Source organism: Moraxella bovoculi 237, from assembly GCF_000696305.2.
In the GTDB taxonomy this organism is placed as follows: domain Bacteria; phylum Pseudomonadota; class Gammaproteobacteria; order Pseudomonadales; family Moraxellaceae; genus Moraxella; species Moraxella bovoculi.
The window spans coordinates 1-23,051 of record NZ_AOMT01000028.1 but is presented as its reverse complement, the minus strand read 5'-3'; the positions used below and the strand labels follow the sequence as shown (position 1 = coordinate 23,051).

The 23,051-nt window shown below is 46.1% G+C and carries 28 protein-coding genes; 11 read left to right on the top strand and 17 right to left on the bottom strand.

Annotated elements, in window-relative coordinates:
• Positions 1-11: 11 nt before the first annotated feature.
• The 9 genes from MBO_RS07950 to MBO_RS07910 all read right to left on the bottom strand — a co-directional run bounded on the left by MBO_RS07950 (position 12) and on the right by MBO_RS07910 (position 7,623).
• Positions 12-938, bottom strand: a complete 927-nt coding sequence (locus tag MBO_RS07950) for a hypothetical protein (protein ID WP_052585389.1) — start codon at positions 936-938, stop codon at positions 12-14.
• Positions 939-989: 51 nt separating this feature from the next.
• Positions 990-2,105: a 3-dehydroquinate synthase gene (gene aroB, locus MBO_RS07945; protein ID WP_036366510.1), complete on the bottom strand. Its 1,116-nt coding sequence runs from the start codon at positions 2,103-2,105 to the stop codon at positions 990-992.
• A gap of 25 nt (positions 2,106-2,130) precedes the next feature.
• Positions 2,131-2,724, bottom strand: coding sequence for a shikimate kinase (locus tag MBO_RS07940; protein ID WP_052585390.1), 594 nt, complete (start codon positions 2,722-2,724; stop codon positions 2,131-2,133).
• A gap of 89 nt (positions 2,725-2,813) precedes the next feature.
• Positions 2,814-4,142, bottom strand: coding sequence for a type IV pilus secretin PilQ (locus tag MBO_RS07935; RefSeq protein ID WP_052585388.1), 1,329 nt, complete (start codon positions 4,140-4,142; stop codon positions 2,814-2,816).
• Between the two features lie 13 nt (positions 4,143-4,155).
• The gene (locus MBO_RS07930) at positions 4,156-4,782 is read right to left on the bottom strand and encodes a pilus assembly protein PilP (protein ID WP_052585387.1); all 627 of its coding nucleotides are present in this window, start codon (positions 4,780-4,782) and stop codon (positions 4,156-4,158) included.
• Positions 4,775-5,431 carry a type IV pilus inner membrane component PilO gene (locus MBO_RS07925; RefSeq protein WP_036366508.1) on the bottom strand — a complete coding sequence of 219 codons (657 nt, stop codon included), beginning with the start codon at positions 5,429-5,431 and terminating at the stop codon, positions 4,775-4,777. The genes MBO_RS07930 and MBO_RS07925 overlap by 8 nt, the downstream gene beginning before the upstream one ends.
• Complete coding sequence (locus MBO_RS07920; protein ID WP_036366505.1) at positions 5,428-6,057, bottom strand: PilN domain-containing protein; 630 nt, start codon at positions 6,055-6,057, stop codon at positions 5,428-5,430. Before MBO_RS07920 ends, MBO_RS07925 begins: the two co-directional genes overlap by 4 nt.
• Positions 6,050-7,306 (bottom strand): pilus assembly protein PilM, encoded by a 1,257-nt coding sequence (gene pilM / locus MBO_RS07915; RefSeq protein ID WP_036366503.1) that lies wholly within the window; start codon positions 7,304-7,306, stop codon positions 6,050-6,052. The genes MBO_RS07920 and pilM overlap by 8 nt, the downstream gene beginning before the upstream one ends.
• 32 nt (positions 7,307-7,338) lie before the next feature.
• A complete protein-coding gene (locus MBO_RS07910; RefSeq protein WP_036366501.1) occupies positions 7,339-7,623 on the bottom strand; it encodes a hypothetical protein in 285 nt (94 codons plus the stop codon).
• Positions 7,624-7,903: 280 nt separating this feature from the next.
• On the opposite strand from MBO_RS07910, the gene MBO_RS07905 reads away from it, so the two are divergent.
• Positions 7,904-9,562: an NAD+ synthase gene (locus MBO_RS07905; protein ID WP_227712706.1), complete on the top strand. Its 1,659-nt coding sequence runs from the start codon at positions 7,904-7,906 to the stop codon at positions 9,560-9,562.
• A gap of 44 nt (positions 9,563-9,606) precedes the next feature.
• Here MBO_RS07905 and MBO_RS07900 read toward each other — a convergent pair whose 3' ends face one another.
• On the bottom strand, positions 9,607-10,284 hold the full coding sequence (locus MBO_RS07900) for a YggS family pyridoxal phosphate-dependent enzyme (RefSeq protein WP_036366497.1): 678 nt from the start codon (positions 10,282-10,284) through the stop codon (positions 9,607-9,609).
• Between the two features lie 90 nt (positions 10,285-10,374).
• Here MBO_RS07900 and MBO_RS07895 point away from each other — a divergent pair, with 90 nt between their 5' ends.
• Positions 10,375-11,418 (top strand): type IV pilus twitching motility protein PilT, encoded by a 1,044-nt coding sequence (locus MBO_RS07895; RefSeq protein WP_036366495.1) that lies wholly within the window; start codon positions 10,375-10,377, stop codon positions 11,416-11,418.
• Positions 11,419-11,511: 93 nt separating this feature from the next.
• On the opposite strand, the gene fur is transcribed toward MBO_RS07895, so the two are convergent.
• Positions 11,512-11,946 carry a ferric iron uptake transcriptional regulator gene (gene fur, locus MBO_RS07890; RefSeq protein ID WP_036366493.1) on the bottom strand — a complete coding sequence of 145 codons (435 nt, stop codon included), beginning with the start codon at positions 11,944-11,946 and terminating at the stop codon, positions 11,512-11,514.
• A 319-nt stretch (positions 11,947-12,265) separates the two neighbouring features.
• On the opposite strand from fur, the gene MBO_RS07885 reads away from it, so the two are divergent.
• Positions 12,266-12,625, top strand: coding sequence for an outer membrane protein assembly factor BamE (locus tag MBO_RS07885; RefSeq protein WP_036366490.1), 360 nt, complete (start codon positions 12,266-12,268; stop codon positions 12,623-12,625).
• 57 nt (positions 12,626-12,682) lie between these two features.
• Here the strand turns inward: MBO_RS07885 and MBO_RS07880 are convergent, their stop codons facing one another.
• The 5 genes from MBO_RS07880 to MBO_RS07860 all read right to left on the bottom strand — a co-directional run bounded on the left by MBO_RS07880 (position 12,683) and on the right by MBO_RS07860 (position 16,057).
• Positions 12,683-13,024: an RnfH family protein gene (locus tag MBO_RS07880; RefSeq protein ID WP_227712705.1), complete on the bottom strand. Its 342-nt coding sequence runs from the start codon at positions 13,022-13,024 to the stop codon at positions 12,683-12,685.
• The gene (locus MBO_RS07875; RefSeq protein ID WP_036366489.1) at positions 13,021-14,115 is read right to left on the bottom strand and encodes a hypothetical protein; all 1,095 of its coding nucleotides are present in this window, start codon (positions 14,113-14,115) and stop codon (positions 13,021-13,023) included. The genes MBO_RS07880 and MBO_RS07875 overlap by 4 nt, the downstream gene beginning before the upstream one ends.
• Before the next feature lie 108 nt (positions 14,116-14,223).
• A complete protein-coding gene (locus MBO_RS07870) occupies positions 14,224-14,913 on the bottom strand; it encodes a c-type cytochrome (RefSeq protein WP_036366487.1) in 690 nt (229 codons plus the stop codon).
• Between the two features lie 295 nt (positions 14,914-15,208).
• Positions 15,209-15,505: a c-type cytochrome gene (locus MBO_RS07865; RefSeq protein ID WP_036366485.1), complete on the bottom strand. Its 297-nt coding sequence runs from the start codon at positions 15,503-15,505 to the stop codon at positions 15,209-15,211.
• 75 nt (positions 15,506-15,580) lie between these two features.
• Positions 15,581-16,057, bottom strand: a complete 477-nt coding sequence (locus tag MBO_RS07860; RefSeq protein WP_036366484.1) for a hypothetical protein — start codon at positions 16,055-16,057, stop codon at positions 15,581-15,583.
• Positions 16,058-16,135: 78 nt separating this feature from the next.
• On the opposite strand from MBO_RS07860, the gene yihA reads away from it, so the two are divergent.
• From yihA to MBO_RS07845, 3 genes are all read left to right on the top strand, one after another.
• Positions 16,136-16,840 carry a ribosome biogenesis GTP-binding protein YihA/YsxC gene (yihA, locus tag MBO_RS07855; protein ID WP_080702234.1) on the top strand — a complete coding sequence of 235 codons (705 nt, stop codon included), beginning with the start codon at positions 16,136-16,138 and terminating at the stop codon, positions 16,838-16,840.
• Positions 16,841-16,920: 80 nt separating this feature from the next.
• Complete coding sequence (rsmI, locus tag MBO_RS07850) at positions 16,921-17,748, top strand: 16S rRNA (cytidine(1402)-2'-O)-methyltransferase (RefSeq protein ID WP_036366482.1); 828 nt, start codon at positions 16,921-16,923, stop codon at positions 17,746-17,748.
• A 41-nt stretch (positions 17,749-17,789) separates the two neighbouring features.
• A complete protein-coding gene (locus MBO_RS07845) occupies positions 17,790-18,236 on the top strand; it encodes a GatB/YqeY domain-containing protein (RefSeq protein WP_036366480.1) in 447 nt (148 codons plus the stop codon).
• Between the two features lie 56 nt (positions 18,237-18,292).
• On the opposite strand, the gene MBO_RS07840 is transcribed toward MBO_RS07845, so the two are convergent.
• A complete protein-coding gene (locus tag MBO_RS07840; protein WP_052585386.1) occupies positions 18,293-19,783 on the bottom strand; it encodes a M48 family metalloprotease in 1,491 nt (496 codons plus the stop codon).
• Positions 19,784-19,961: 178 nt separating this feature from the next.
• Between MBO_RS07840 and MBO_RS07835 the strand changes: the two genes are divergently transcribed.
• The 5 genes from MBO_RS07835 (at position 19,962) to MBO_RS07815 (ending at position 23,023) form a co-directional block, all read left to right on the top strand.
• Positions 19,962-20,312 (top strand): sulfurtransferase TusA family protein, encoded by a 351-nt coding sequence (locus MBO_RS07835; RefSeq protein WP_052585385.1) that lies wholly within the window; start codon positions 19,962-19,964, stop codon positions 20,310-20,312.
• 337 nt (positions 20,313-20,649) lie between these two features.
• Positions 20,650-21,504 carry an RNA polymerase sigma factor RpoH gene (gene rpoH, locus MBO_RS07830; protein WP_197972003.1) on the top strand — a complete coding sequence of 285 codons (855 nt, stop codon included), beginning with the start codon at positions 20,650-20,652 and terminating at the stop codon, positions 21,502-21,504.
• A 24-nt stretch (positions 21,505-21,528) separates the two neighbouring features.
• Positions 21,529-21,891, top strand: a complete 363-nt coding sequence (locus tag MBO_RS07825) for a DUF423 domain-containing protein (protein WP_036366476.1) — start codon at positions 21,529-21,531, stop codon at positions 21,889-21,891.
• A 58-nt stretch (positions 21,892-21,949) separates the two neighbouring features.
• Positions 21,950-22,150, top strand: a complete 201-nt coding sequence (gene thiS, locus MBO_RS07820; protein WP_036366474.1) for a sulfur carrier protein ThiS — start codon at positions 21,950-21,952, stop codon at positions 22,148-22,150.
• A 24-nt stretch (positions 22,151-22,174) separates the two neighbouring features.
• Complete coding sequence (locus MBO_RS07815; RefSeq protein WP_036366473.1) at positions 22,175-23,023, top strand: carbon-nitrogen hydrolase family protein; 849 nt, start codon at positions 22,175-22,177, stop codon at positions 23,021-23,023.
• Positions 23,024-23,051: the final 28 nt, after the last annotated feature.

The following is a 23,051-nucleotide window of genomic DNA, read 5'->3' as shown; positions in this document are numbered from 1 at the left end:
GATAACTCCTTTTATTCACTGCCTGGTACTTTAGATGTGTTAACCATGGGTGTTGGCACCTCTTTCTCTGGTGCTTTAGATGGTGGCGAAGCAGCAACAGGTTCTTTTTCGGCTTTTGGTTTTTGCTGCGGCTGCGCTTTTGGCTCGCTTTGAGCATTTTCTTTGGGCAGCTTCACGTCCGTAACGATGGTCACAGGCTTATCGATCGATGTTTGGATTTGCTGTACCTTCTCTAGTACTTGTTCACGACTCTTGTTGGCAAGCTCCTCGTCCGCACGTGTGGCTGCCTGCACAGGGATCTCATTACGCGTGGCGCGTAGTTTTACCTGTCTTGGTTGGCGGCTTGATAGGTCTTGCACCACTTCACCGCGCTCATAATCATCGATAATATCTAGATAGCCTGACATAGACACTGCATTTGGCACGACACTGCCTGGCAAATCAAAATCCATCGCCTGATTTGCCGCACGAGCCGCCTCCATGCTGTCGAATTTGCCGTATGTTAAGATATAGCGCGGGTTTTGGTTGCTATCAAGATAGCGAAAATACGCAAACTTATTGCGATCATTCGGACGACTGTCTAGATAATTGACAATAATTTCATTTTGGCTGACATCCATCAGCTCAATGGCATAATTTTTGCTATTGAAATAGTTACGATCCTTGAATTCAGCAGGGTAAGTACGCAAATCCATGACCAATGTCGAGAAGTCAATGGGTGGCACTTCTTTATCAAGCTCGCCCAATGCATCTATGCGCGTTGGCAAATCAGCAACCACTTCTGTCGCCTGCTCATCCTTGGTGTCTTTGATGATTTTTGGCGCGCTACTGACCAACCACAAAATAAAACAAGCAGCCAACATTGCCACCGCCAAAGCAAACCAATAAAGGGCTTGGCGGCGAAAATATCTTTCTTTCATCTCGGCGCTAATTGCCATGAGTTTACCTTTTTTATGAAATTTCGTGCTATTTTAACAAAATTTTTTAAATTATGCTAAATACTCATCGATGCCTTGTAGTACATTTGTTAATTGCGCCATGTCAAAATCAGCCGTCACAAAGCCGTTGCCGATGCCATTTAATAGTACTAAACGCACTTTGCCCGCCTGCACTTTTTTGTCATGCCCCATAAGATCAAGCGCGGCATCTACCTCGATGACAGGCGGTTTGGTTGGTAGATTAAATGCCACCAACAGCCTTGCCACACGGCTCACATCCTCCGTACTGACCAATCCCATCTTATGCGACATCGCCATCGCTTGCATCATGCCGGCCGACACCGCTTCGCCATGCAACCACGCGCCATAGCCTTGATGTGTCTCGATGACATGCCCGAAGGTATGACCAAAGTTCAGTAGCGCACGAAGTCCAGACTCTCGCTCATCTGCAGCGACGACATTCGCCTTGAATTGACAGCAGCGATAGACCATCTCTGACAGCACCGCGCCATCACGCGCGTTGATCGCCTCGACATTATCCTCAAGCCAAGTCAGAAAATCAGCACCCAAGATCAGCGCGTACTTTACCACCTCAGCAAGCCCCGCCGCGAACTCTCTGGCAGGCAAGGTGTCAAAGGTTGTCATATCATTAAGCACAGCAACAGGCTGCCAGAATGCACCGATCATGTTTTTGCCGCGCGGGTGATTGATGCCGGTCTTACCACCGACTGAAGAATCCACCTGCGCAAGAAGCGTTGTTGGCACTTGGATAAAATTCACACCACGCATAAAGCTTGCTGCAGCAAAACCCACCATGTCACCAATCACGCCGCCGCCTAAGGCAATCAGTGTGCAATCGCGAGCAAAATGATGCTCAAGCAGCACATCATAGATGCGATTGATGCTGTCTTGGTTTTTGTGGTGTTCGCCATCAGGCAGTACGCAAGTCGCCACATCAAAGCTTGCTGCCTTTAATGCATTTTCAAGCGCATCTAGATAAAATGGCGCAACCACATCATTCGTCACGATCAACACCTGCTTACCTTTAATAAAAGGTATGATCTGAGATGCTAAGTCCAGCTGTCCTGCGGGATTTTTTTGGCCAGCGAGAATAAAAATCGGGTAATCGTGACTTTGGGTGTGTACAGTTAAAGTATGCATGGTCATAGTTACGGTATTGATTGATGAATAATTAGGCGTGCTCTTTGGCGTATTTTGCCATAATTTCTAATAAATCTGCCACCATCTGCTTGGGATAGGCGCGTCCTGTTGGCACGATGATGGTTGCGACTTCTTGATATAATGGATGGCGTTTTTGGTATAAAGCTTCCAAAGTTGCGCGTGGATTGCCATTCTGCAGCAGCGGGCGGTTCTTGTCTTTTTTTGTGCGGATAAGCTGTGTATCAACGCTCGCCTCAAGATAAATCACAAAGCCCTGCTGTAATAGCTTGCGATTCTCTTCGCGCCCTACCGCACCGCCGCCTGTCGCCATGACAATGTTCGGCATCGCAGTCAGCTCCTCAAGCGCGCGGGTCTCTCTATCACGAAACCCTTCTTCGCCCTCTTTGGCAAAAATCCAAGGAATGTCAGCGCCTGTCTGCGCCGCGATATAATGATCACAGTCGATGAATTCTCGCCCCAAGTGCTTGGCTAAGAGCTTACCGATGGTTGTCTTGCCCGCCCCCATCGGCCCCACCAAGAAAATCGATGGCAACAACTTGGCAAGTCCTTCGCTAGTTTTTTCGACCACCACATCCTCGATGATCGGATTATCTTCGTCATACATGTCGTACTCTGGCATCAAAATCAAAACACCCTATAATACAAGGTTTGCGCCAATCTTGCCAGTATTTTGTGATAGATTTGCTAATTTTATTATTGCACCAATTTTGGGGTAACAAAAATCAAAAGTTCCTCTTTAGTGTCGCTACGACTTTCTTTGCGGAATAATTTTCCGACCACGGGCAAATCACCAAAGAACGGCACTTTAATTACGCCATTATTATTGGTTTGACGATAAATACCACCCAGCACGACAGTCTGGCCATCATCGACGATGACATTAGTCTCCAAAGCATCTTCTTGGATGGCAATCTCGCCTAGATTGGTGACAGGCGTGCCGTTTTTGACGTTTAATTTTAGGGTAATTTTACCATCTGGTGTGATGGTTGGCGTGGCCTCCAACACAAGCGCCGCCTCTTTAAATACTGTGTTGGTTGCGCCACTTGATGTCTCTTCTTGGTAGGCGATTTGCATGCCTGATGAGATGCGCGCTGTTTTCTTATCAGCGGTTAACACTTTTGGCGTTGAGATGACTTCACCACGACGATCAGCCTGCATGGCAGACAATTCCAAATCAAGCAATACGTCTGATATATTGATAAGACCAAATGCTATGCGGCCCGCCGGGTTCGCCACACCCAGATCAACCGCCAGATGGTCAGGGCGTGTGATGTTAGTCGATCCATTATTTGACGACCTTAGGTGCCAGAGCGCATTATGAGACCCGCCAATCTGTAAGCGATTGCTGTTTGATAACACTCCAAAGCTCACCCCAAGATCATGACTAAAGCCGTCATTAGCACTCACAATCCTCGCCTCAATCATCACCTGCTGCACCGGCACATCAAGGCGCGACACCAATGCCAATATGTCATCGATATTCGGCTGGATGTCTTTAATAATAAGTGTGTTTGTACGATTATCCATGTTTGCCACACCGCGATCTGACAGCATGGCAGCACTTGATGAAGCATCAGCCTTATGATTGATCAGTGATAAAATATCCTTGGCGTCGGCATAATTGATGCGGATATATTCGGTCTGTAGTGGCAAATGCTGCTGGGACTGAATTCGTGCTTGGGCGCGGCGTTGGGAGATTTGCGTCAGTTCATCTGGCGATGAGATGGTAATAACGCCATTATTCAAGGTTTTGATGAGGTGCTTGGTATCGACGACGATGTCAAGTGCCTGATCCCACGGGATGTTATTTAATCTTAAGGTGATATTTCCTGTCACACCATCGCTTGCCACGATATTAGCACCGCCTGCATGCGCCAGGACATCGATAACCGCACGCACAGGCATGTCTTGAAATTCGACGGAGATGCGCTCACCTTGATATTGCTGAGCTGGTGCAGATGTCGCATGAGCAGCGCCCACCATTGTGATTAACATCAGTATTAATACAGGCCATTTTTTCATATCATTACTCATATCAAGGGTGAAATCTTAGGCGATTAATTTGTTCATAATAACGGCCATCTTCTTGCATGATCGCTTCTTTTAGGATGATCTCGTGGCGGTCGATGTGAGCGATTCTGCCATGATTTTGACCCAGATAATGCCCTACTTGCACAGGATGCGCAACACCATCGGGACTCAGCACAAGCGCACTCACTTGCCCACTTTGCTCAATGCGACCACGATAGCTGAGCGAATTTAGCGCATAACTTTCCAACACTTGACGGGGTCTAAATAGGTCTACGCTGACAGATTTGCCGTATTTGATGGCAGGCTTTGAGGTTTTGGTGATATTTTCTTCGGGCTGCTCAATTGATCGACTTTTATCGTCCACACCCACTACCTTCGGTTCATCTTGAGGCATATCAGCAGATGCCGTGAAACTCGTCAAACCAACAGGAGCGACAAAAGGATCATTCGCCATATGATAATCCTCAGTCAGTGGTGCATGATTCTCATTCATCGGAACAGGCGTTGGGATGGCGATTCGATGGATTTTATCAAGCTTAGCATCCACCTCATCGGTGACAGATGATTTTTGGCAACCCATCACACTCATGGCAAATAGGCCCAAGCACACGCCTTTTATGAGCTTAGTCACTCGCCACCTCCTTAGTCACATTAATGACTTTAGCGCGATAGGCTTTGGCATGTAGCGTCATTCGAAGCTTAGTCTGGTTGCTGTTTTGAAATAATTTTTCGATGTCAAAATCATGAAAGGTCAGTGCCACCGATAGCGCTGAAATCTGAGAAAGCAACCGACCCATCTCGTGATAACCGCCTTCTACTGTGATGGTCAGCCCCCTTTCAAAAAATAGCTCTGATTCAACCTCAGACTGCATCTTAACATCCACAATCTTAACGCCTATGCGCATCGCTGCCGCATGCAGCTGCTCTACGATTAGGCTCATGTTCAGCGTTGTTGGCAAGACCTCAATGATGGTTGCTAGATCACGATTGAGAATCTGGGTTTGATTTTCTATGGCGCTTAGCTGCTGTGCTTTGGCATATTTTTGGGCGTATTGACTGGTGAGTGTCTGCTCCTGCGTTATCAGTGCATTGTGCTCAAGCTTAATAGGCTTGATTAGTAGCATCCAGCCAAACACACCTATGAATAGAACGCACAATGCCAGTAATAGCACCTTTAACCATCTGGGTGCTGCACCCAGATTATCCAAAGTCAAGCTGTTAAGCTCTCGCCAAGTCTGCGCAATGCGCTCTGATGATGACGGTCTATGCTCTCTATTCATGGCGCATCCTCTTGATCATCTGCTACGCCTTGCAATACTGCCGATGAGTCGTTTGGTGAGCTATCAGCGACTTGCTTAGAATCTAAAATCAACTTGGCGGAAATCACAAAATTAACCGCACCATTTGGCGCATCTTGCAGGCCGACCACCATCACATCATCAAGGATGCTCTGTGCATCTGCGCTGATGTTTTTGGAGAATCGACTTACATCGGCCGAGCTTTTAGATACGCCTGTCAGTGTCAGTATCCCCCCTGATAATGTCACACGCTCAAAGTATACTAAGCCTGAGCTCGTACGCGCCAGATACTCAAAAAATCGCACAAGCGCCGCTCGATTACCGTGCAGATCATTGATGATGGTAACTTTATTCAGCAGCGCTTTTTGCTCGTTTTCCAATGCAGCGATCTTCACAATATCCGCGTCAAGCGCACTGATGCGATTTGCGATGTCGTCATTGATGGCCTTTTGGTGATTGAGTTTACCTTTTTCATAAATGTACGCACCACCAACCAACCCAGTAGACAATACAGTCGCAAGAATCAGTGCACGACGAAATTGCTCATTCTTACGAATTCGGCGCAGCTCACGCCACGGCATGAGATTAATCTTGGGGATATTATTCATCTGACACCCCATCGAATCCACGCATGGCAAGACCACAAGCCACCACCAGTCTGGACGATCCGTCTAATTCAGCTTGGCTTACACCACGACTAATGCTCATTCCTAGAAATGGGTCTGCAAGATAAACAGGAACGCCTACAGCTTTTGATAATTGCGCTGCCAAATACTCATCTGATAAACCCGACAGAACAACGACATCCACCTTGGTGTGAGCGGAAGATTCATAAGACAGAAGCATTTTTTGCAGATTAGCGACTTGTTCACTAACATCATGACAGGCAGGCGCTTTACCCAATGACTCTGTCAAATCAGCACCAGCATCTACAACCCCGTCAAAACGAATTTCATAATCCGATGAATACGAATGGATATTACTGGAGTGATCGAAATCCAAAGACTTGCTTAATTGCTTGATAGGTGCATCAGCACTCTTATTGGCATCCTGTCTGTGCTGCGCCAAAAATTCATAAAAATCCATGCCCTCTACCGAGTCATCATCATTGATTGGGGTAATCTTAGAAGCATCTAATTCCACCTTGATGGCACGAATGTCATCAGCCGAACCCAAGGCGTGATTTAAGTATTCTTGTCGATAATGAAATCCTGAAAAGATACGATGCTGATTCATATGCGCTGCATAGACATAGGTTTTGCTGTCATCAATATGAATAATCGCCACTTCACCTGATAAATCCACAATCACAGGCGTAAGACCTCGTGCCAAAGCATACTCATGCACGTCCACCACATCCACATCAAGACCAACCGCCGCGACGATCTCCGCGCATCTATCCACCATAGACATGCGCACCGCCACCAATAAGACAGACATCTCACGCCCATCATCGCCCAACACCCAAAAATCAAAACTCACTTCATCTAAAGGATGTGGGATGTATTTATCAGCATCTAGGCGGATCAGTAGATCAATATCATCATCAGACAGACCGCTTGGCAAAGTTATGGTTCGACTCATCACAGGTGTGTGAGTTGTCACTGAGACACTACCTTGACTCACGTCCAATCTCATCAAAAGACGAGTCAAAGCCAACTGCTGTGCTGTCACATCTTCAGCATCTCCATCGAAATCTTGAACGCCACACGCTTTTAGGTGCCATTGATCTTGGAAACGCTCAAGCACCACCGCCTGCACGGATGATGAACCAATCTCGATGCCGATTGTTGGGTAATGGGTGCACCAAGGCAGGCGCCAATTTTTGAATAACTTAGCAAAGGAAGAATCAGACATTATAAGCATCCGTGCTGTGCTGTATTTATTATTTAGTTGGGTCTTGCATGATCATCAGATGGCGTGCTCTTATTTTTAACACCATCAAGATATGCCAAACGATGTTCGTCATTACAGAAGAACCTCTCAGCCGATCCATTCCGCTCCAATATCCCGCGATAAGTAGCAAGCTCATGCCCGCAATGTTCGCAGGTGCGCACCGTTGTATCGTCGCCTTCTTTGGCAAAAAATTCCTTAGGCGGCTTTGGGTACATGAATTTAAAAAATATCTTCATCACAATCAAAATGATGATGACATTTAAAATAAAAGCAAACATAAGCAATCCTAAATAACCAAAACAAATCGCTACTATACCACAAAACCCTCCCAAAAACGCCAAAAACACAATTATTGTGCTATACTAAGGTGTGCCGAGTATTTTTTGCTTAAAAAGCATGCACATTGGATGGTTTTTAGGCGGGCGCAATTCATTAAATTACAACACAAACATGAAGTTTGTATCGAACACGCCAGAATGGCGATTACATGAAATCATCATGAATTTATCATTTACAGGATTATAAAAAATGTCAAAAATCAAAACAGCTGATGGCGAAATGTCGCTACAAAGCGCCGATACGCTACTAGGCACGATTACTTTTGCCATCATGCAGACCAATTTTTGGGTGGGTGACATCGCAGGCAACGTCAAAAAAATGAGCGCATTGGCACTAGACGCCAAAAGCAAAGGTGCAGATATCGTGATTTTCCCAGAGCTTGCGCTCATCGGTTACCCACCAGAAGATCTGCTGCTGCGCCCCACTCTGGCTGAACGCGTTAAAATCGCCATGGACGAACTTTCCAAAATCGAAGGCATTGTCATCATCCTAGGTTATCCCCACATCGATCAGCACGGCACATTCAACTCAGCCGCCATCTTACAAGGCGGTAGCCAAAAAGGCTTTTACCACAAGCAATGCCTGCCAAATTATGGCATCTTTGATGAACATCGTTATTTTAATAAGGGCCGCAATCAAGTACTGTTCGATTACAAGGGCGCGACAATTGGATTGCTCATCTGTGAAGACATTTGGCACGATGCCCCAATTCGCACACTCAAAAAAGAAGGCGCTGACCTTGTCGTGGTGCTAAATGCTTCACCATTTGAAGTGGGCAAGCAAATCGAGCGCAAAGAACTGCTAACTCGTCAAGCTAAGACCCATGAACTACCAATCATCTACGCCAATACAGTCGGCGCACAAGATGACATCGTGTTCGATGGTGGCTCACTCATCGTACAGGCCGATGGTACAGTTGCGCATGAAGGATCTAGATTCTTAAATCAGCTAATCATGGCGCAATTTAACCCCAACACGAAAGTATTCGATGAGCAGCTCAAGGCGCCATTGGTTCTGTCTGAAGAATCTGAAATGTACCAAGCCTTAGTAGTGGGTCTGCGTGACTATGTGAATCGCTCGGGCTTTAAGGGTGTGATTATCGGCCTATCAGGCGGTATTGATAGTGCTCTTACGCTGTGTTTGGCAGTCGATGCTCTGGGTGCAGACAAAGTCTATGCCGTCATGATGCCATATGAATACACGTCCAGCATGAGCTTAGAAGATGCCGCCGCCCAAGCTGCTAGACTTAATGTCTCATACACCGTCTGCCCAATTCACGATGCCGTCGAAGGCATGCGTGCTACATTGGCGCCGTTATTGGCGAGTAGCGCACCTGACACCACCGAAGAGAATCTACAGGCTCGTGCTCGCGGCACCATTTTGATGGCGCTGTCCAATAAGTTTGGTCACATGGTGGTCAGCACAGGCAACAAATCTGAAAATGCGGTCGGCTATGCTACCCTATATGGTGACATGGTGGGCGGATTTGACATGCTAAAAGATGTGTACAAAACTGACGTGTACCGCCTTGCCAATTACCGCAACCGCCTAGAAGATAATCCTGTCATCCCAGAGCGCGTCATCACGCGCGCACCATCTGCCGAACTGCGTCCTGATCAGACCGACCAAGACAGCTTACCGGATTATGAGATGCTAGACGCCATCCTTAAGATGTACATTGATGAAGATCTAGGCTACAAGGCAATCTGCGCAGCAGGCTATGAGCCGGCTGTGGTTGAGAAAATCCTGCGCATGGTTGATAACGCTGAACACAAACGTCGCCAAGGCGCCATCGGCACCAAAATTAGCAAAAAATCGTTCGGTCGCGAACGTCGCTACCCACTCGTGAACGGCTGGTCGATTACAGGCGCATTCTAATCCATCCAACAAAAAGCCCGTCTCTTGACGGGTTTTTGTTGATATTACTTGGAATAATCTCTTTGACCAAATAATGCCGTACCCACACGCACGATGGTCGATCCATGCGCAACAGCGTCCGCCATATCGCCACTCATACCCATGCTAAGCGTATCCCAATTCGACAGATCGCAAGCACGTCCAATCTCATCGAACAGCGCTCGAGTGCGAATAAAAGCATCACTACCTTCTTTGGCAGGTATCACCATCAATCCACGCAAGACCAGCTTTGGCAAACCGTGAATAACATCCACAAGTGCTAACACCTCATCAGGTTGCACGCCAGATTTGCTGTCCTCATCATCAATATTCACCTGAATCAGCACATTCAAGGGCGCAAGATCCCCGCGCTGATCATTAAGTCGCTCAGCGATGATGGCGCGCTCAATGGTGTGCACCCAATCAAAATGTGCGGCAATATCTCGTGTCTTGTTGCGCTGGATACTCCCGATATAATGCCAGGTGATGGACAGGTCATTCAGCTGTTGTTGCTTGGTGAGTGCTTCTTGTAGATAATTCTCACCAAAATCACGCTGACCCGCCTCATACAGGGTACGGATGTCAGCAGCAGGCTTGGTCTTAGACACCGCCAGCAGCCCCGCCCCATTATCTCGATTTGCCGATTGGTTGGCGGCATTTAGCCGTGCCAGTACTTGCTCATAATTATGCTTAAGATCGTTCATTATCAATTCCGATGATTTTGCTTTTTTATTTGATAAGTTTATCATAAAATAATCATCAATTTACATCCAATTATTAAAATCTAAACACCTATGAACGCACCCACTTTGTCGACGCTGCTCGCCTACGCCATACAATCTGGCGCATCAGACCTACACCTATCCACAGGCGAGATGCCCTACCTGCGTATTGATGGCAGCATGACTTCGGTGAGCATGCTGCCTTTATCGCATGACGATATCATCGCCATGCTGGGTGTGCACATGAGTGATGATCAGCTAGAACAATTAGCAGAACACAAAGAAATTGATTTTTCTTTTGAAATCAAAGAATTATCAAGATTCCGCGCGAATATATTTTTCCAAAATCGTGGTGTGGCAGCGGTTTTTCGCATCATCCCCAGCCAGATACCAACCATGTCATCGCTGAATCTTGGCGATACCTTTAAGCAGTTATGCGCCCTACGCCAAGGCCTAATTCTCGTCACAGGCGCAACAGGGTCGGGCAAATCCACAACACTTGCTGCCATGATCGATCACATCAATGAGACACGCGCCGCACACATTTTAACCATCGAAGATCCGATTGAGTTCATCCATCATTCCAAGTGCTCGCTCATCAATCAGCGCGAAGTACATCGCGACACACACAGCTTTGATCACGCACTAAAGTCTGCCTTGCGTGAAGATCCTGACGTGATATTAATCGGAGAATTGCGTGATTTAAAGAGTATTCGACTTGCTCTACGCGCTGCCGAGACAGGCCACTTGGTACTGTCCACCCTACACACCAATAGCGCTACTAAGGCGATCGATCGCATTATTGATGTCTTTGATTCACATGAGAAGAACATGGTTCGCGCCATGTTGTCTGAATCCCTACAAGCCATCATCGCCCAGACGCTGATACCCAAGGTAAATGGCGGACGCATCGCTGCGCACGAAATCATGATCGCCACACCCGCCATTAGAAACCTGATACGCGAAAATAAAACTGCACAAATGCGTTCAACCATCCAAACAGGTGCAGTCGATGGCATGGTCAGCTTAGAACACAGTCTAAGACATCTCATCGAGCACGGCTTGATCAATATCGACGCCGCCAAAGCAATCACCAAAGACATCTGGCTTAGCTAATCGTCAATAAAAAAACAGCTCGATAACATCAAGCTGTTTTTATGAAATTTCAATACTTTTAGAATGAATTAAAATCGCACTAAGGGCGGTACTTTAATTCTCTAAAGTTTTTTGACATTCTTTGTCACTGCACACGCCGTGCAACACCAAAGAATGTGCTGACAGCTGAAAGCCATGCTCTTCTGCGACGCGGAACTGCTCATCTTCGATGACCTGATTGTTAAACTCGACAATCTTACCGCACACATCACACACCAGATGGTCGTGATGATCTTCTTGAACGATTTCAAATACCGATAAGTTATTCTCAAAGTTATGACGTTCAACAATGCCCGCCTGCTCAAACTGCGTCAATACGCGATAAACGGTCGCCAAGCCTACATCCTCGCCTTGAGATGCCAAGGCACGATACACATCTTCAGCACTCATATGATGATGCTCAGCTGTCTCAAGCAACTCAAGAATCTTAATGCGTGGAAGTGTGACTTTAAGCCCTGCTTTTCGTAGATCTTTGTTAGTAAATGCCATAATCAAACCCTTTTAATGATTGATTTTATCAAATGTCGACAACTTTGCAATTATCATATGATAATCAATTACAATTATATTTAAGCATACTTTATCATATTTTTATTAAAATTACACCCCAAAAATGTCAAATTCCCAATAAAATAACTCAACTTTCATATTAATTAAACCAAATTAATCCTGAATGCTTATTGCTTGACCAACAGAACAAAGACCGTCTTAAGCAATAAAAACTTGCATATTTGATGAGTTGCGTTTAATATGTTAAAAATTTTATACTTTTAGTGTCATTAAAAGAAAGCATTATAGAGACAACATCATGAAAAACATTCTAGCAATCCTAAGTCTATCATCGGTTTTGGCATTGTCCGGCTGTGGTATTTTTCGCGTTTATACCATTGATCTACCTCAAGGTACACCCATCACCCAAGAAAAAGCTGCACAGCTGCAAGTGGGCATGACCGCCGATCAGGTACTGTATTTAGCAGGTAGTCCTGCGGTGCGCGATACACTAAACCCAAACCGTTGGGATTATATTTATGATTACACCGCAGGTACAGACGGTAAGCGCCAAGGCAAACCAAACGTTAAGAACGCCAGCCAATACATGAGCGTTTATTTTGAGAATGGTCGCGTGGTGCGCATCGATGGGCGCGACAGCTTGCCTGCCAAAAAATAATTGTAAATTCTAAAACACAAAAAAGCACGCAAATCATTGCGTGCTTTTTTATTACCCTTACATCTTAGGTGATTTACACTTCATGAGTGATTTTGAGCGGTTTTTGCGCCTTGACATTGGGTCATGCGACAATGATCGATAAATCTCAATACGATCGCCTTGCTGCACGATGGCATCAAGCTTTTGTTTTTGGCTGTAGATGCCCACATACCATGCCCGATGATTGGGATTTTGCGTATGGTTATTGGCACACCACACCTTAAAATCAGCCAGTTCAGGCAGCTCAAACCACCCGCTTCTCTCAATCGCTTGATAAATGGTTGTGCCATCAGGCACGCTAAGCTCCTCATAATACTGCTTACCATCAAGCGCCACATAAGCAATGGCAATATCAATCACGTCAAATACTCAATCAACAGACCAACAAGCGCAGAGATCAGCACGATCGGCACAAGGATGCGCACCAACACACGCCAGATATTATAGCGCGCCTCGCTGCCAAAGTTCAGCGTCTTGCGCAAATGGCTAATTTTCATCACAAATCCTGCAAACACAGCAAGAACGAACACCGCCACCAGACTAATCACCGCCAATGCAATCAACAACACGCCAGAAGGCAAAGGACTAAATAACACTGCAAGCACGAGTAAGATCAAACTACCAAATAGCAGACCAAAACGCGCCACCAGCTGAAGCCCTGCATAAGACAGCAAGAACGCAGCAATCAACAGCATGCCTACGCCAGTTACTGCAAACGATAGTGGCGTCACCATCGAACTGCCCACCAGCAGTGCCAGCGATCCAAAAATCAGCTGAGTGAACCATATTGGCAAGATCAGTCCTGTTAAGGATTTTTTTGCTTGCATGACTTGGCTGGCCGTGCCTTGACTGCCAAACCAATAAAGACCTGTGCCCACACCCACAGACAACAGCGCAAGCAACACGGCACGCCCCCACTCTCCGAGGGTCACTTCTGTTAATACAGGCACACTCACGCCACTGGTCAGCCCACCATCGAATAAAGAAATCAAAGAACCTGTAAAAATAAGCAGCAACCCGACAGGTAGAAGCTTTGCTCTTAGTAAGCTTAAAATAAGCACAACCACCATCAAGACAGCACTCATGCCCATGCTTGGCACACCAATATTCTGAGCAATATTTGGCAGCTGCGCTTCAAAGCCCATCGCCACACGCAACGTGATGTTAGCAGCAATTAAGATAGACACCAACACAGACAGGCCTGCAAACACACGCCAAACCACAGACACATCCGCCTCACGCGTCAGTTTCTGCATGCCAAGCCATGGCGCATCTGCGCTGCGCGCTGATAAGGCGAATTCTGCAAATAGGATGGGCAACCCGACAAGCGTCATGGCAATCCCCCACATCAACCAAAAATCCAGTTCGCGAGCCATATTCGGTGCTAATTGCTGTGCAAACAACAGCGGCAATGCGCACGCCACAAAAAAGACGGTATATCTATGAAACATGGTTCTACCTTAAGATGGGTTTGTCTTTAACTGCTGTATTGTATCATAAACAAGAAATCAGCAGGCAGCAAAAAACCCCACTAAGGGGCTTTTTGTTATGCGATATGATTAGTGAACCGCTGACAAGAATTCAGATAGAATCTTGATGTCTTTGTCAGACAGTTTGGCTGCAACCATCTGCATCATACCTTTTTCGCCTTTTTTGGCGCTGTCATTAGTACGCACTTGCTCCGCCATAACACCTTCATCTTCACGGCCTGCAGCACGGAACATCTTCAGCTGAGTGGCTAGGTAAGTTGCGTGCTGACCTCCTAGACGTGGGAATGCAGCCCATTCGTTACCAGCACCTTTAGGATCGTGACAGCCTGCACATGGGATGATGCCACGGCTCTTATCACCACCTAGGTATAGTTTTTGAGCAGCAGCGTAGGTTGCCTTATTGCCATAACCCGGTGTCCATGGTGTTTGTGCAGCATAATAACCTGCCACATCAGCCAAATCTTGCTGAGTTAGACCCACAAGCTGTGCTTCCATAACACCGTTACGACGTGCTTTGGTCTTAAAATCAACCAGTTGCTTATATAGATATTTGATGTTCTGACCACCAAGGTTTGGCTGAGCTGGTGCAACCGAAACACCGTTAGCACCGTGACAAGCAGCACAGTTGGCATCAACGATTTTTTTGCCTGCTTCGATGTCATAGCTTGGTACAGTAACTGCGCTAGCGGTCATGCTGGCAATACCAAAGCCTGCAGCAAGAACAAGTTTGGCGAAAGTGGCTTTATTGGCAGGTTTCATAACAATTTCCTACTAACTGCTGGGAATCATCCCAAGTCTTGGGTTTTGTTCAAAATAACTCAAAAATAAAATACTAATATGGCTTCAAGAAAAATACTTTTCTAGGATGGCTGCTATTATAGCAAGACTTCACTAAATTTTCCTACAAAAATTGTGGTTTTGGTAACATTTTTTTCATTTTTTTGTTTTTTTATAAAAATATCCGCCAAATTATCCATAAATTTTATAATTTCGATGAAATTTAGCTTATTTTACCAATCCATCGATAAAAATCTTAGCCAACCAATAGGATTGACTATTTCGCCATGTAGTCGATTAATTGTTCGAAGTCGTCATTGGTGCATTTTTGGCATAAGCCCATCGCAGGCATTCTTGGCATGCCTTGTCTGGTGGATTTGACAAGTGCACTCATGCCTTTTTCGGATTTTAGCTTATTCCAAGTAGCCACATCGCCTTTTTTTGGAGCGTTTAGCGCGCCGCTATCATGGCATGTGCCACAAGTCTTATTATAATTATCAGCGATATCGGCATGGCTTACGGTTACAGCGGCAAGAATTAGACCGGTCAGACCAATTTTAAATAACTTTAACATAACCACTCTCAATTAGGATATCTATGGCATATTATGCGAGTTTTTTGCCAAGTTTCAAGGCGAATTTGGTAACTATTAGGATTGAGAGTTATTATCGGGCTGGGTTTTTGTGAATAATCGTTCACAAGTTCCTGTCTTATGCCAATACGTCCGAACATAAAGTTTGGCATCTGATAACATCACCAAACCAATCTCGTCTTTGCACGCATGAAATACTGCATTGCGATAAAAATCGCTCGGCATAGGCTCCCACCCTTGATTAATGGCATTTTGTGCAATGCGGTCAATCATTGCTTGGTCATAACGATGATAAATAGCTTGACGATAAACAGTACCGCCTTGACGGTTATAAATCTGTATGTCGTCAGGTTGCATCTCGCTCGCCAAAATATCCGTCATCAATATCGTATAACGTTGTTGCAACTCGTCCCAATTCTTATAAGTATAAGGTATTTTGTAGGGACTGCCTTGCCACATCTGCCACCAGAATAGGCTAGCAACAACTAGCCCAGTGATGATTTGCAGGCCTTTAATTATGGGTTTTAAAGACACATCTACGCCTTTATTATCGCTATTTTACGGCTTTCATGATACACTATTTTATCATTATTAGCAGTTATATTTGACACCATGACCACCACCGACTACCAAAAAATCATTCGCCAAACTGCCTTTTCGCTCTCTGCCCCCACCCTAAAACTCTGCCCGCCTGATACAGGCTTTGAAGTGGCGTTTGCAGGGCGGTCAAACGCAGGTAAATCGTCCGCCATCAACACCATCACCCACCAAAAACAGCTCGCCCGCTCGTCCAAAACCCCAGGGCGAACGCAGATGATTAACTTTTTTAATGTCGGCTCAGAGCATAGCCGTATCGTGGATTTGCCAGGGTATGGCTATGCCCAAGTGCCAGAAGCGATGAAAATCAAATGGCAAAAAGAGCTTGAAAATTACCTCGTTCATCGTGAAAGTCTGACGGGATTGATTCTGCTCACCGACATTCGCCACCCGTTGAAGTATTTTGATGAACAAATGCTTCATTGGGCAAAGGACGGCGACTTGCCTGTTCATGTGCTATTAACCAAAGCGGATAAATTAAAACGCGGGGCTCAAAAAACCGCTCTACTACAAACCAAAAAACAATTGCAAACGCTGGATTTACCATTTTCTATTCAGTTATTTTCGGCATTAAATAAAGAAGGGCTTGATGAATTGGCGGATGTATTGGGCAATTGGTTGCATTTGGGCGAGGATTTGAATTTGGATAATGTAGATTTAGAAAATATAAATTTAGAAAATGATAAATCGGAGAATACAGAATTAAATAATGATAATTAAAAATTTGTGAATTATTGTAGGGGAAAATCACATTCGCCCAAATAAAATTAACACTCATTATTTAAATTAAAAAGGCAAAAATGACAGGCATTTTATATATCGTTGCCACCCCCATTGGCAATCTAAACGACATGACGGCAAGGGCGATTGACACCCTAAAATCTGTGGACGTGATCGCCTGCGAAGATACTCGCACAAGTTCCAAATTATTAAGTTTTTTTAATATATCCACGCCCACCACCGCCTATCATGAGCATAATGCCGACACACAGACGGCACGGCTTGTCGAGCGATTACAAGGCGGACAGTCGGTTGCTCTTATCTCGGACGCTGGCACACCGCTTATCTCTGACCCTGGTTATCGACTGGTGAAGGCGTGCCATGATGAGAGCATCACCGTTGTGCCGATTGTCGGGGCGTGTGCGGTCATCGGGGCGTTGTCTGTGGCGGGTTTGCCGTCTGATAAGTTTAGTTTTGTGGGGTTTTTGCCTGCCAAACAACATGGGCGGATAGAGACTTTAAAGGCGCATCAAGCTCATACTGAGACGCTGATTTTTTATGAAGCACCGCACCGCATCACAGACTGCCTATCCGACATGGCGGACGTGTTTGGCGGTGAACGAGAAGCCACGTTGTGCCGTGAAATTAGCAAAACCTTTGAGACGATAAAAAAATTACCGCTGGCTGATTTATTAGAATTTGTAAAGAATGACCCCAACCAACAACGTGGCGAGATTGTGCTGGTTGTGGCAGGTAATACCCAAAAAGAACAAAAAGCGGATTATGATGAATGGCTACTTGCCATTGCCAAAGAATTACCACCAAAAAAAGCAAGTGCAATCGTGGCGGATGTATTGGGTATTAAAAAAAGCGCAGTTTATGATAGACTGCTTGAATTAAGCAAATAACTTGGGATAATCCTGTAAACTAAAGAAAACCGGAGACAAACATGACCTTAAAAGCAACCTTAACCGACAGCATCAAGACTGCTATGAAAGCCAAAAACATGGAGCAAGTCAAAGTACTGCGCAACGTCCAAGCCGTCATCAAGCAAGTCGAGATTGACGGACAGACTGAGCTTAATGATAAAGATGTATTGGCAATCTTACAAAAGCAAATCAAACAACGTCAAGAATCTCTAGGCATTTACACCGCCAATGGACGTGATGATTTGGCGCAAAAAGAGCAGTTTGAGATTGACGTGATTTCTGCATTTCTGCCTGAGCAGTTATCTGATGACAAAATCCTTGCCATCATCAATGAGACCATCAGTGAGCTTGGTGCGTCTGGCATGAAGGACATGGGGCGCGTGATGAATGCCGTCAAAGACAAGACCGCAGGACAAGCCGACCCTGCCGTGATGTCAGGACTTGTCAAAAAAGCGCTGACCGACTAATCACACCTTGTAAGATCAATCAATAAAGACTCATGATTATCATGAGTCTTTAGTTATTATTTGGGTTTAAAATCGCGTGCGGTTAATATGACCTCTTTGTCCTTATCAAGCATACCGATGAGCGCACTTAGATCCTGATGGTTCTGAGCAACCTTAATCGCCTGAGCATTCGACTGTAGCGCGCCTTGATATTTGCCAGTCCATAACTCTACCTGCGATCGCGCCTGTAGCGCATAAATGGTAGATATATCCCTAGTGCGAGCGTCAGCATCTGTAAGCGCCTTTTGTTCATATGCCTGTCTGATCAATTGCCAAGCCTGCACATCATGCAGGTTTTGATGAGTTAGGCTCTGAATCAACGCAAGCGCTTCAGCGATTTGACCATCATGAATCAGATTATGCGCCAGATGCAGCCTTAGATCTCGCCGCTCAGGATAGATATTATGAATCAGACTTAAGGCGGATACTGCCTTATCATAGTGATGCTGAGCGGTGTGCAAATGCGCCTGTACGATACTTGGTAATACATCGTACTCGCCAAAACCCCCTTGTTCAAACACTCTCTGCGCCGCCTGATATTCATGGTGATCTGTCAGATGCATGACAAGGGCGAGCCGTGCGCCATCGCTCTGGTTGGCGTTCGCGGTTAAGTCAGCTTTAGTTGCCTGTTTTGATAGATATTTTAAGCGCCAATAAAGCTCATCAAAGAGCTTATCTTGAACCTGCTTCTCGCTCATCGCCACACGTGGATAATTTGCTGCACGCGCGCTGGCTTCAGAGAGTCGCTCCATCGTAAATGGATGCGACTGCATAAAGCTGGGCGAGAAGGCGTTTTTTGATTGATTTAAAGATACTTGTCTATAAAGCTGATTAAAGAATCTTGGCATGGCACGCGCATCATATCCAGCTTCAGATAGAATCTGCTGCCCCACCCTATCCGCCTCTCGCTCATGCTCTCGGCTGTGCGCGGCGGCATTCTCTGCACTCGCCGTCTGGGATCCTGCCATGACAGCAAGCACAGCATCCCCTCTAGCAGCACTTGCTGCCAATGCCGCAATAAGTCCTCCCAACTGTATCGCCATGAGCTTTTTGGCATTATCTAAGCGATGTTCATAATGACGCTGACTTAGGTGCGCTACTTCATGCGCCAGCACACTCGCCACCTCGTCTAGGCCGCCTGCCGCCAGCACCGTGCCTGTATTCATGCCAATGACACCGCCCGGCACAGCGAATGCATTGATGTTATTATCATTGATGAGTGGTACAGCAATGATGGGATGAGCCCGCACCAATGCATTCATCTGAGCAGTCATCGCATATAGTACCTGCACCGACCATGGGTCATCGATGAGCGGCATGTTCGCATTAATCTGCTGTAGCGACCATAGGGCAACTTGGCGGTTATGATACTGCTCATTAAATCCTACGCCTGCGCTTAGATTCGGTACTCTTAGGCTCTGGGCCGATCCATTGACGCGCACAGCACCATCCGCAATCGCCTGCGTGGATAATATTAATGCCGCTGCAATTACTGTCTTTTTTATCATATTATTATCCAACCATCATAAACACCCCTACTATAAAACTAAATCACGTTGCAATCAAGCTGATATTATTTGCTCAATACTTACCGAATTTTATGGGCATTCGTTCGTTTTGGCTTGTAAAATACAACACCGACCAAATATTAAGCAGATGTTTTATAGTTTAGATGAATGAATTGACATGCCAACTCTTTGCCCTACTCTTATCAAACAATTAGACGCCCCGACACTAGAATTTATCCATGATAATATTAAAAATGCAGAAGATGCGACCATTAGCGCATTTTTTGATGCGCGCGGCATGCCCTGCCCCATGCCATTATTAAAAGCAAAAATTGCCCTGCGTTCGGTGGCAGATGGCGAAAGCCTTTATCTCGTCGCTAGCGATAAAAATTCCCAAACTGACCTTATCGCATTTTGCCAAAAAAACCACATGGATGTTCAAACTTGGCAAAGCGGGGACGTACACAATACAGAAAACTGTTTTCACTTTATCATCACAAAAATTGGTGCAAAAAAGGCTAGCGTTTAGGCGTCTTACGCCTTACAATAGAACTAAAATTTAAACCAAAAAGACGACAATGACAAAGAACTACAACGACGGTTATCAAGACGACTATGGCGGCTTTGGTGATGATTACCAAGACGACGCCTACGATGACTATGAAGATAGTTATGAGATGGACGAAGAGGCGCTCGGTGAAGGTTTTCATGAAGTCGATGACATGGATGACATCGGGGAATTGGATGATTATGACAGCGATTTTGAGCCTGTCGCTAAGCCCAAACCTACACGCACCATCATCGATCACGATGACAATAAAGTAACACCAGAATACGAAGTTGCAACGCGTGACCTCGTGCCTGCCATGCCCACGCATCTGGCAGCCCCTGGAGTTAATTTGGGCGCTTATATCAATACCGTGCATCAGATTCCCATCTTAACTCCTGAAGAAGAAAAACAACTCGCCGAACGTTATTATCATGATGGCGATGTTGAGGCGGCTCGCCTGCTGGTCATGAGCCATTTACGATTTGTCATCCATATCGCGCGCAGTTATTCAGGTTATGGATTGTCACAAGCCGATCTAATCCAAGAAGGCAACCTAGGTCTGATGAAAGCGGTTAAGCGCTTCGACCCAAGCAAAGGCGTGCGCTTAGTGAGCTTTGCTGTGCATTGGATTAAGGCGGAAATTCACGAATTCGTCATCAAAAACTGGCGTATCGTCAAAGTCGCAACCACCAAAGCGCACCGTAAGCTATTCTTCAACCTAAGAAGCCTTAAAAAATCAAGCAATCAGCTTACTCTAGAGGAAGCAGGAGCCATCGCACGTGATCTCAATGTCACCGTCAAGCAAGTGCTAGAAATGGAGAGCCGCTTGACGAGCTACGATGCTTCCTTTGAAATGCAGGATTCTGATGAAGACGAAGGTCGTTACGCACCGCAGCTGTTCTTAGAAGATGCCGTCGACCCTGCCGACGTGGTTGAAGAGGCGGACTGGGAAGAGAACACCACCAGTGCGCTAAAAGAAGCAATGGACGAGCTGGACGAGCGTTCACGCGACATCATCACACAGCGTTGGCTCGCCGATCAAAAATCCACCCTGCATGATCTGGCTGCAGTCTATAATATCTCTGCTGAACGTGTCCGCCAGATCGAAAAGAACGCCATGGATAAGATTCGTGATGCAATGACGCTAGACAGTTCAATGCTGAACAATTGATGACTGCTCCGGGGTAAATGATTCATGACTTGGTTGAAAATTTCCGCCTTAAATCTCGCCATCGGTGTCGGTCTTGGTGCTTTCGGTGCGCATGGATTGCAAGGCTTCGCAGGCGCTTATGAGCTTGAAATTTGGGATACGGCCACGCTTTATCTATTTATTCACGCGCTTGGATTGCTTGCCATTGGCGTGCTTAATGCGGTTAGTCAATACCGCATTACGCTGCCTGCTTATCTTATTCAAGCAGGTATTGCGATCTTCAGCGGTACGCTATATGCCATGGCTCTTGGCGCACCCAAATGGCTTGGCATGATAACGCCGATTGGCGGAACGCTCATGATCTTTGGCTGGTTGGTTTTGGTCTTTGGCACGTTTGTAAAGGCGTAAACCACCACAAAACCAAAAGTCATCAAATAATCAAAAATCCATATTACAACTTAATTATATGTTAAACATCACCCTAAATGGCGACGCCATCAGCACCGATCAGAGCAATGTGCTTGCCCTGCTAGAGAGTCTTGAACTCACTCAAGGCAGATTCGCCGTAGAAATCGATGGCAGTCTAGTACCAAAATCACGCCTCGCCGACACACCCATCACCCAAGGCATGAACATTGAAGTTGTTCAAGCTGTCGGTGGTGGCTAATTCCTGATTAAGAAAAATACCACCATGAGCATAAGAATTGCAGCCATACAGCTAAACAGCCAAACCGACATCGATGCTAATCTTGACATCATCACGCGTGCGGTCGCAGAGACCGTCTCTTTAGCTGACGTCATCGTCTTACCAGAAAATATGTGCGTCATGGGGCGACAAGGCGAACTGGCAGCGCGATTCGATGAGGTCAGTCGCCACCTGTCGGAGCTTGCCAAATCACATGGCGTGCACATCGTGGCAGGCACACTACCATGCGCCACACGCGCAGATGGCACAGCTGTCCCACAGGGCAAATACCGACAGACCAGCCTAGTGTTCAGCCCATCAGGCGAGCAAATCGCCCGCTATGATAAGATTCACCTGTTTCGCGCGACAGTCAATGACAGCACAGGCAGCTATGATGAAGGTAAGACCTTCGAGGCTGGTGATCAACTTGTGGTGACACCACTGTATATTCATGGGCAGACCATACAGCTTGGGATGATGATCTGCTTTGATGTTCGTTTCCCTGCGATGGCTCAGCGTCTAAGACAGATGGGCGCAGACATCATCACCGTACCGGCCGCCTTTACCCATAAGACAGGCGAAGCGCATTGGCAGCTTCTGCTACAAGCGCGCGCCCTAGACAGTCAATGCATGGTGATCGGCAGCACTCAAGGCGGCACGCATCGCATTGGTGGTAACACTCGTCAGACTTGGGGTCACGCACTCATAACCAACGCACACGGCAAGGTGATCGCTGATACACAGATGAGTGACATTCAAGGCGATTATTTGGCTGTCTTTGCGACATTTGATAAAGACGAGCAAACCAAAATCCGCCAAAGCATGCCCATTTTTGACTGTCATCGACTGGCTTAGATATAAACAAAAAAACCGCTCGGAAGCT

Excerpts from the sequence above, each read along its gene's own strand:
- MBO_RS07950 (WP_052585389.1), bottom strand. The coding sequence starts at position 938 with ATGGCAATTAGCGCCGAGATGAAAGAAAGATATTTTCGCCGCCAAGCC.
- aroB (WP_036366510.1), bottom strand. The coding sequence starts at position 2,105 with ATGACCATGCATACTTTAACTGTACACACCCAAAGTCACGATTACCCG.
- MBO_RS07940 (WP_052585390.1), bottom strand. The coding sequence starts at position 2,724 with ATGTATGACGAAGATAATCCGATCATCGAGGATGTGGTGGTCGAAAAA.
- MBO_RS07935 (WP_052585388.1), bottom strand. The coding sequence starts at position 4,142 with ATGAAAAAATGGCCTGTATTAATACTGATGTTAATCACAATGGTGGGC.
- MBO_RS07925 (WP_036366508.1), bottom strand. The coding sequence starts at position 5,431 with ATGAATAGAGAGCATAGACCGTCATCATCAGAGCGCATTGCGCAGACT.
- MBO_RS07920 (WP_036366505.1), bottom strand. The coding sequence starts at position 6,057 with ATGAATAATATCCCCAAGATTAATCTCATGCCGTGGCGTGAGCTGCGC.
- pilM (WP_036366503.1), bottom strand. The coding sequence starts at position 7,306 with ATGTCTGATTCTTCCTTTGCTAAGTTATTCAAAAATTGGCGCCTGCCT.
- MBO_RS07910 (WP_036366501.1), bottom strand. The coding sequence starts at position 7,623 with ATGTTTGCTTTTATTTTAAATGTCATCATCATTTTGATTGTGATGAAG.
- MBO_RS07905 (WP_227712706.1), top strand. The coding sequence starts at position 7,904 with ATGTCGCTACAAAGCGCCGATACGCTACTAGGCACGATTACTTTTGCC.
- MBO_RS07900 (WP_036366497.1), bottom strand. The coding sequence starts at position 10,284 with ATGAACGATCTTAAGCATAATTATGAGCAAGTACTGGCACGGCTAAAT.
- MBO_RS07895 (WP_036366495.1), top strand. The coding sequence starts at position 10,375 with ATGAACGCACCCACTTTGTCGACGCTGCTCGCCTACGCCATACAATCT.
- fur (WP_036366493.1), bottom strand. The coding sequence starts at position 11,946 with ATGGCATTTACTAACAAAGATCTACGAAAAGCAGGGCTTAAAGTCACA.
- MBO_RS07885 (WP_036366490.1), top strand. The coding sequence starts at position 12,266 with ATGAAAAACATTCTAGCAATCCTAAGTCTATCATCGGTTTTGGCATTG.
- MBO_RS07875 (WP_036366489.1), bottom strand. The coding sequence starts at position 14,115 with ATGTTTCATAGATATACCGTCTTTTTTGTGGCGTGCGCATTGCCGCTG.
- MBO_RS07870 (WP_036366487.1), bottom strand. The coding sequence starts at position 14,913 with ATGAAACCTGCCAATAAAGCCACTTTCGCCAAACTTGTTCTTGCTGCA.
- MBO_RS07865 (WP_036366485.1), bottom strand. The coding sequence starts at position 15,505 with ATGTTAAAGTTATTTAAAATTGGTCTGACCGGTCTAATTCTTGCCGCT.
- yihA (WP_080702234.1), top strand. The coding sequence starts at position 16,136 with ATGACCACCACCGACTACCAAAAAATCATTCGCCAAACTGCCTTTTCG.
- rsmI (WP_036366482.1), top strand. The coding sequence starts at position 16,921 with ATGACAGGCATTTTATATATCGTTGCCACCCCCATTGGCAATCTAAAC.
- MBO_RS07845 (WP_036366480.1), top strand. The coding sequence starts at position 17,790 with ATGACCTTAAAAGCAACCTTAACCGACAGCATCAAGACTGCTATGAAA.
- MBO_RS07840 (WP_052585386.1), bottom strand. The coding sequence starts at position 19,783 with ATGATAAAAAAGACAGTAATTGCAGCGGCATTAATATTATCCACGCAG.
- MBO_RS07835 (WP_052585385.1), top strand. The coding sequence starts at position 19,962 with ATGCCAACTCTTTGCCCTACTCTTATCAAACAATTAGACGCCCCGACA.
- rpoH (WP_197972003.1), top strand. The coding sequence starts at position 20,650 with ATGCCCACGCATCTGGCAGCCCCTGGAGTTAATTTGGGCGCTTATATC.
- MBO_RS07825 (WP_036366476.1), top strand. The coding sequence starts at position 21,529 with ATGACTTGGTTGAAAATTTCCGCCTTAAATCTCGCCATCGGTGTCGGT.
- thiS (WP_036366474.1), top strand. The coding sequence starts at position 21,950 with ATGTTAAACATCACCCTAAATGGCGACGCCATCAGCACCGATCAGAGC.
- MBO_RS07815 (WP_036366473.1), top strand. The coding sequence starts at position 22,175 with ATGAGCATAAGAATTGCAGCCATACAGCTAAACAGCCAAACCGACATC.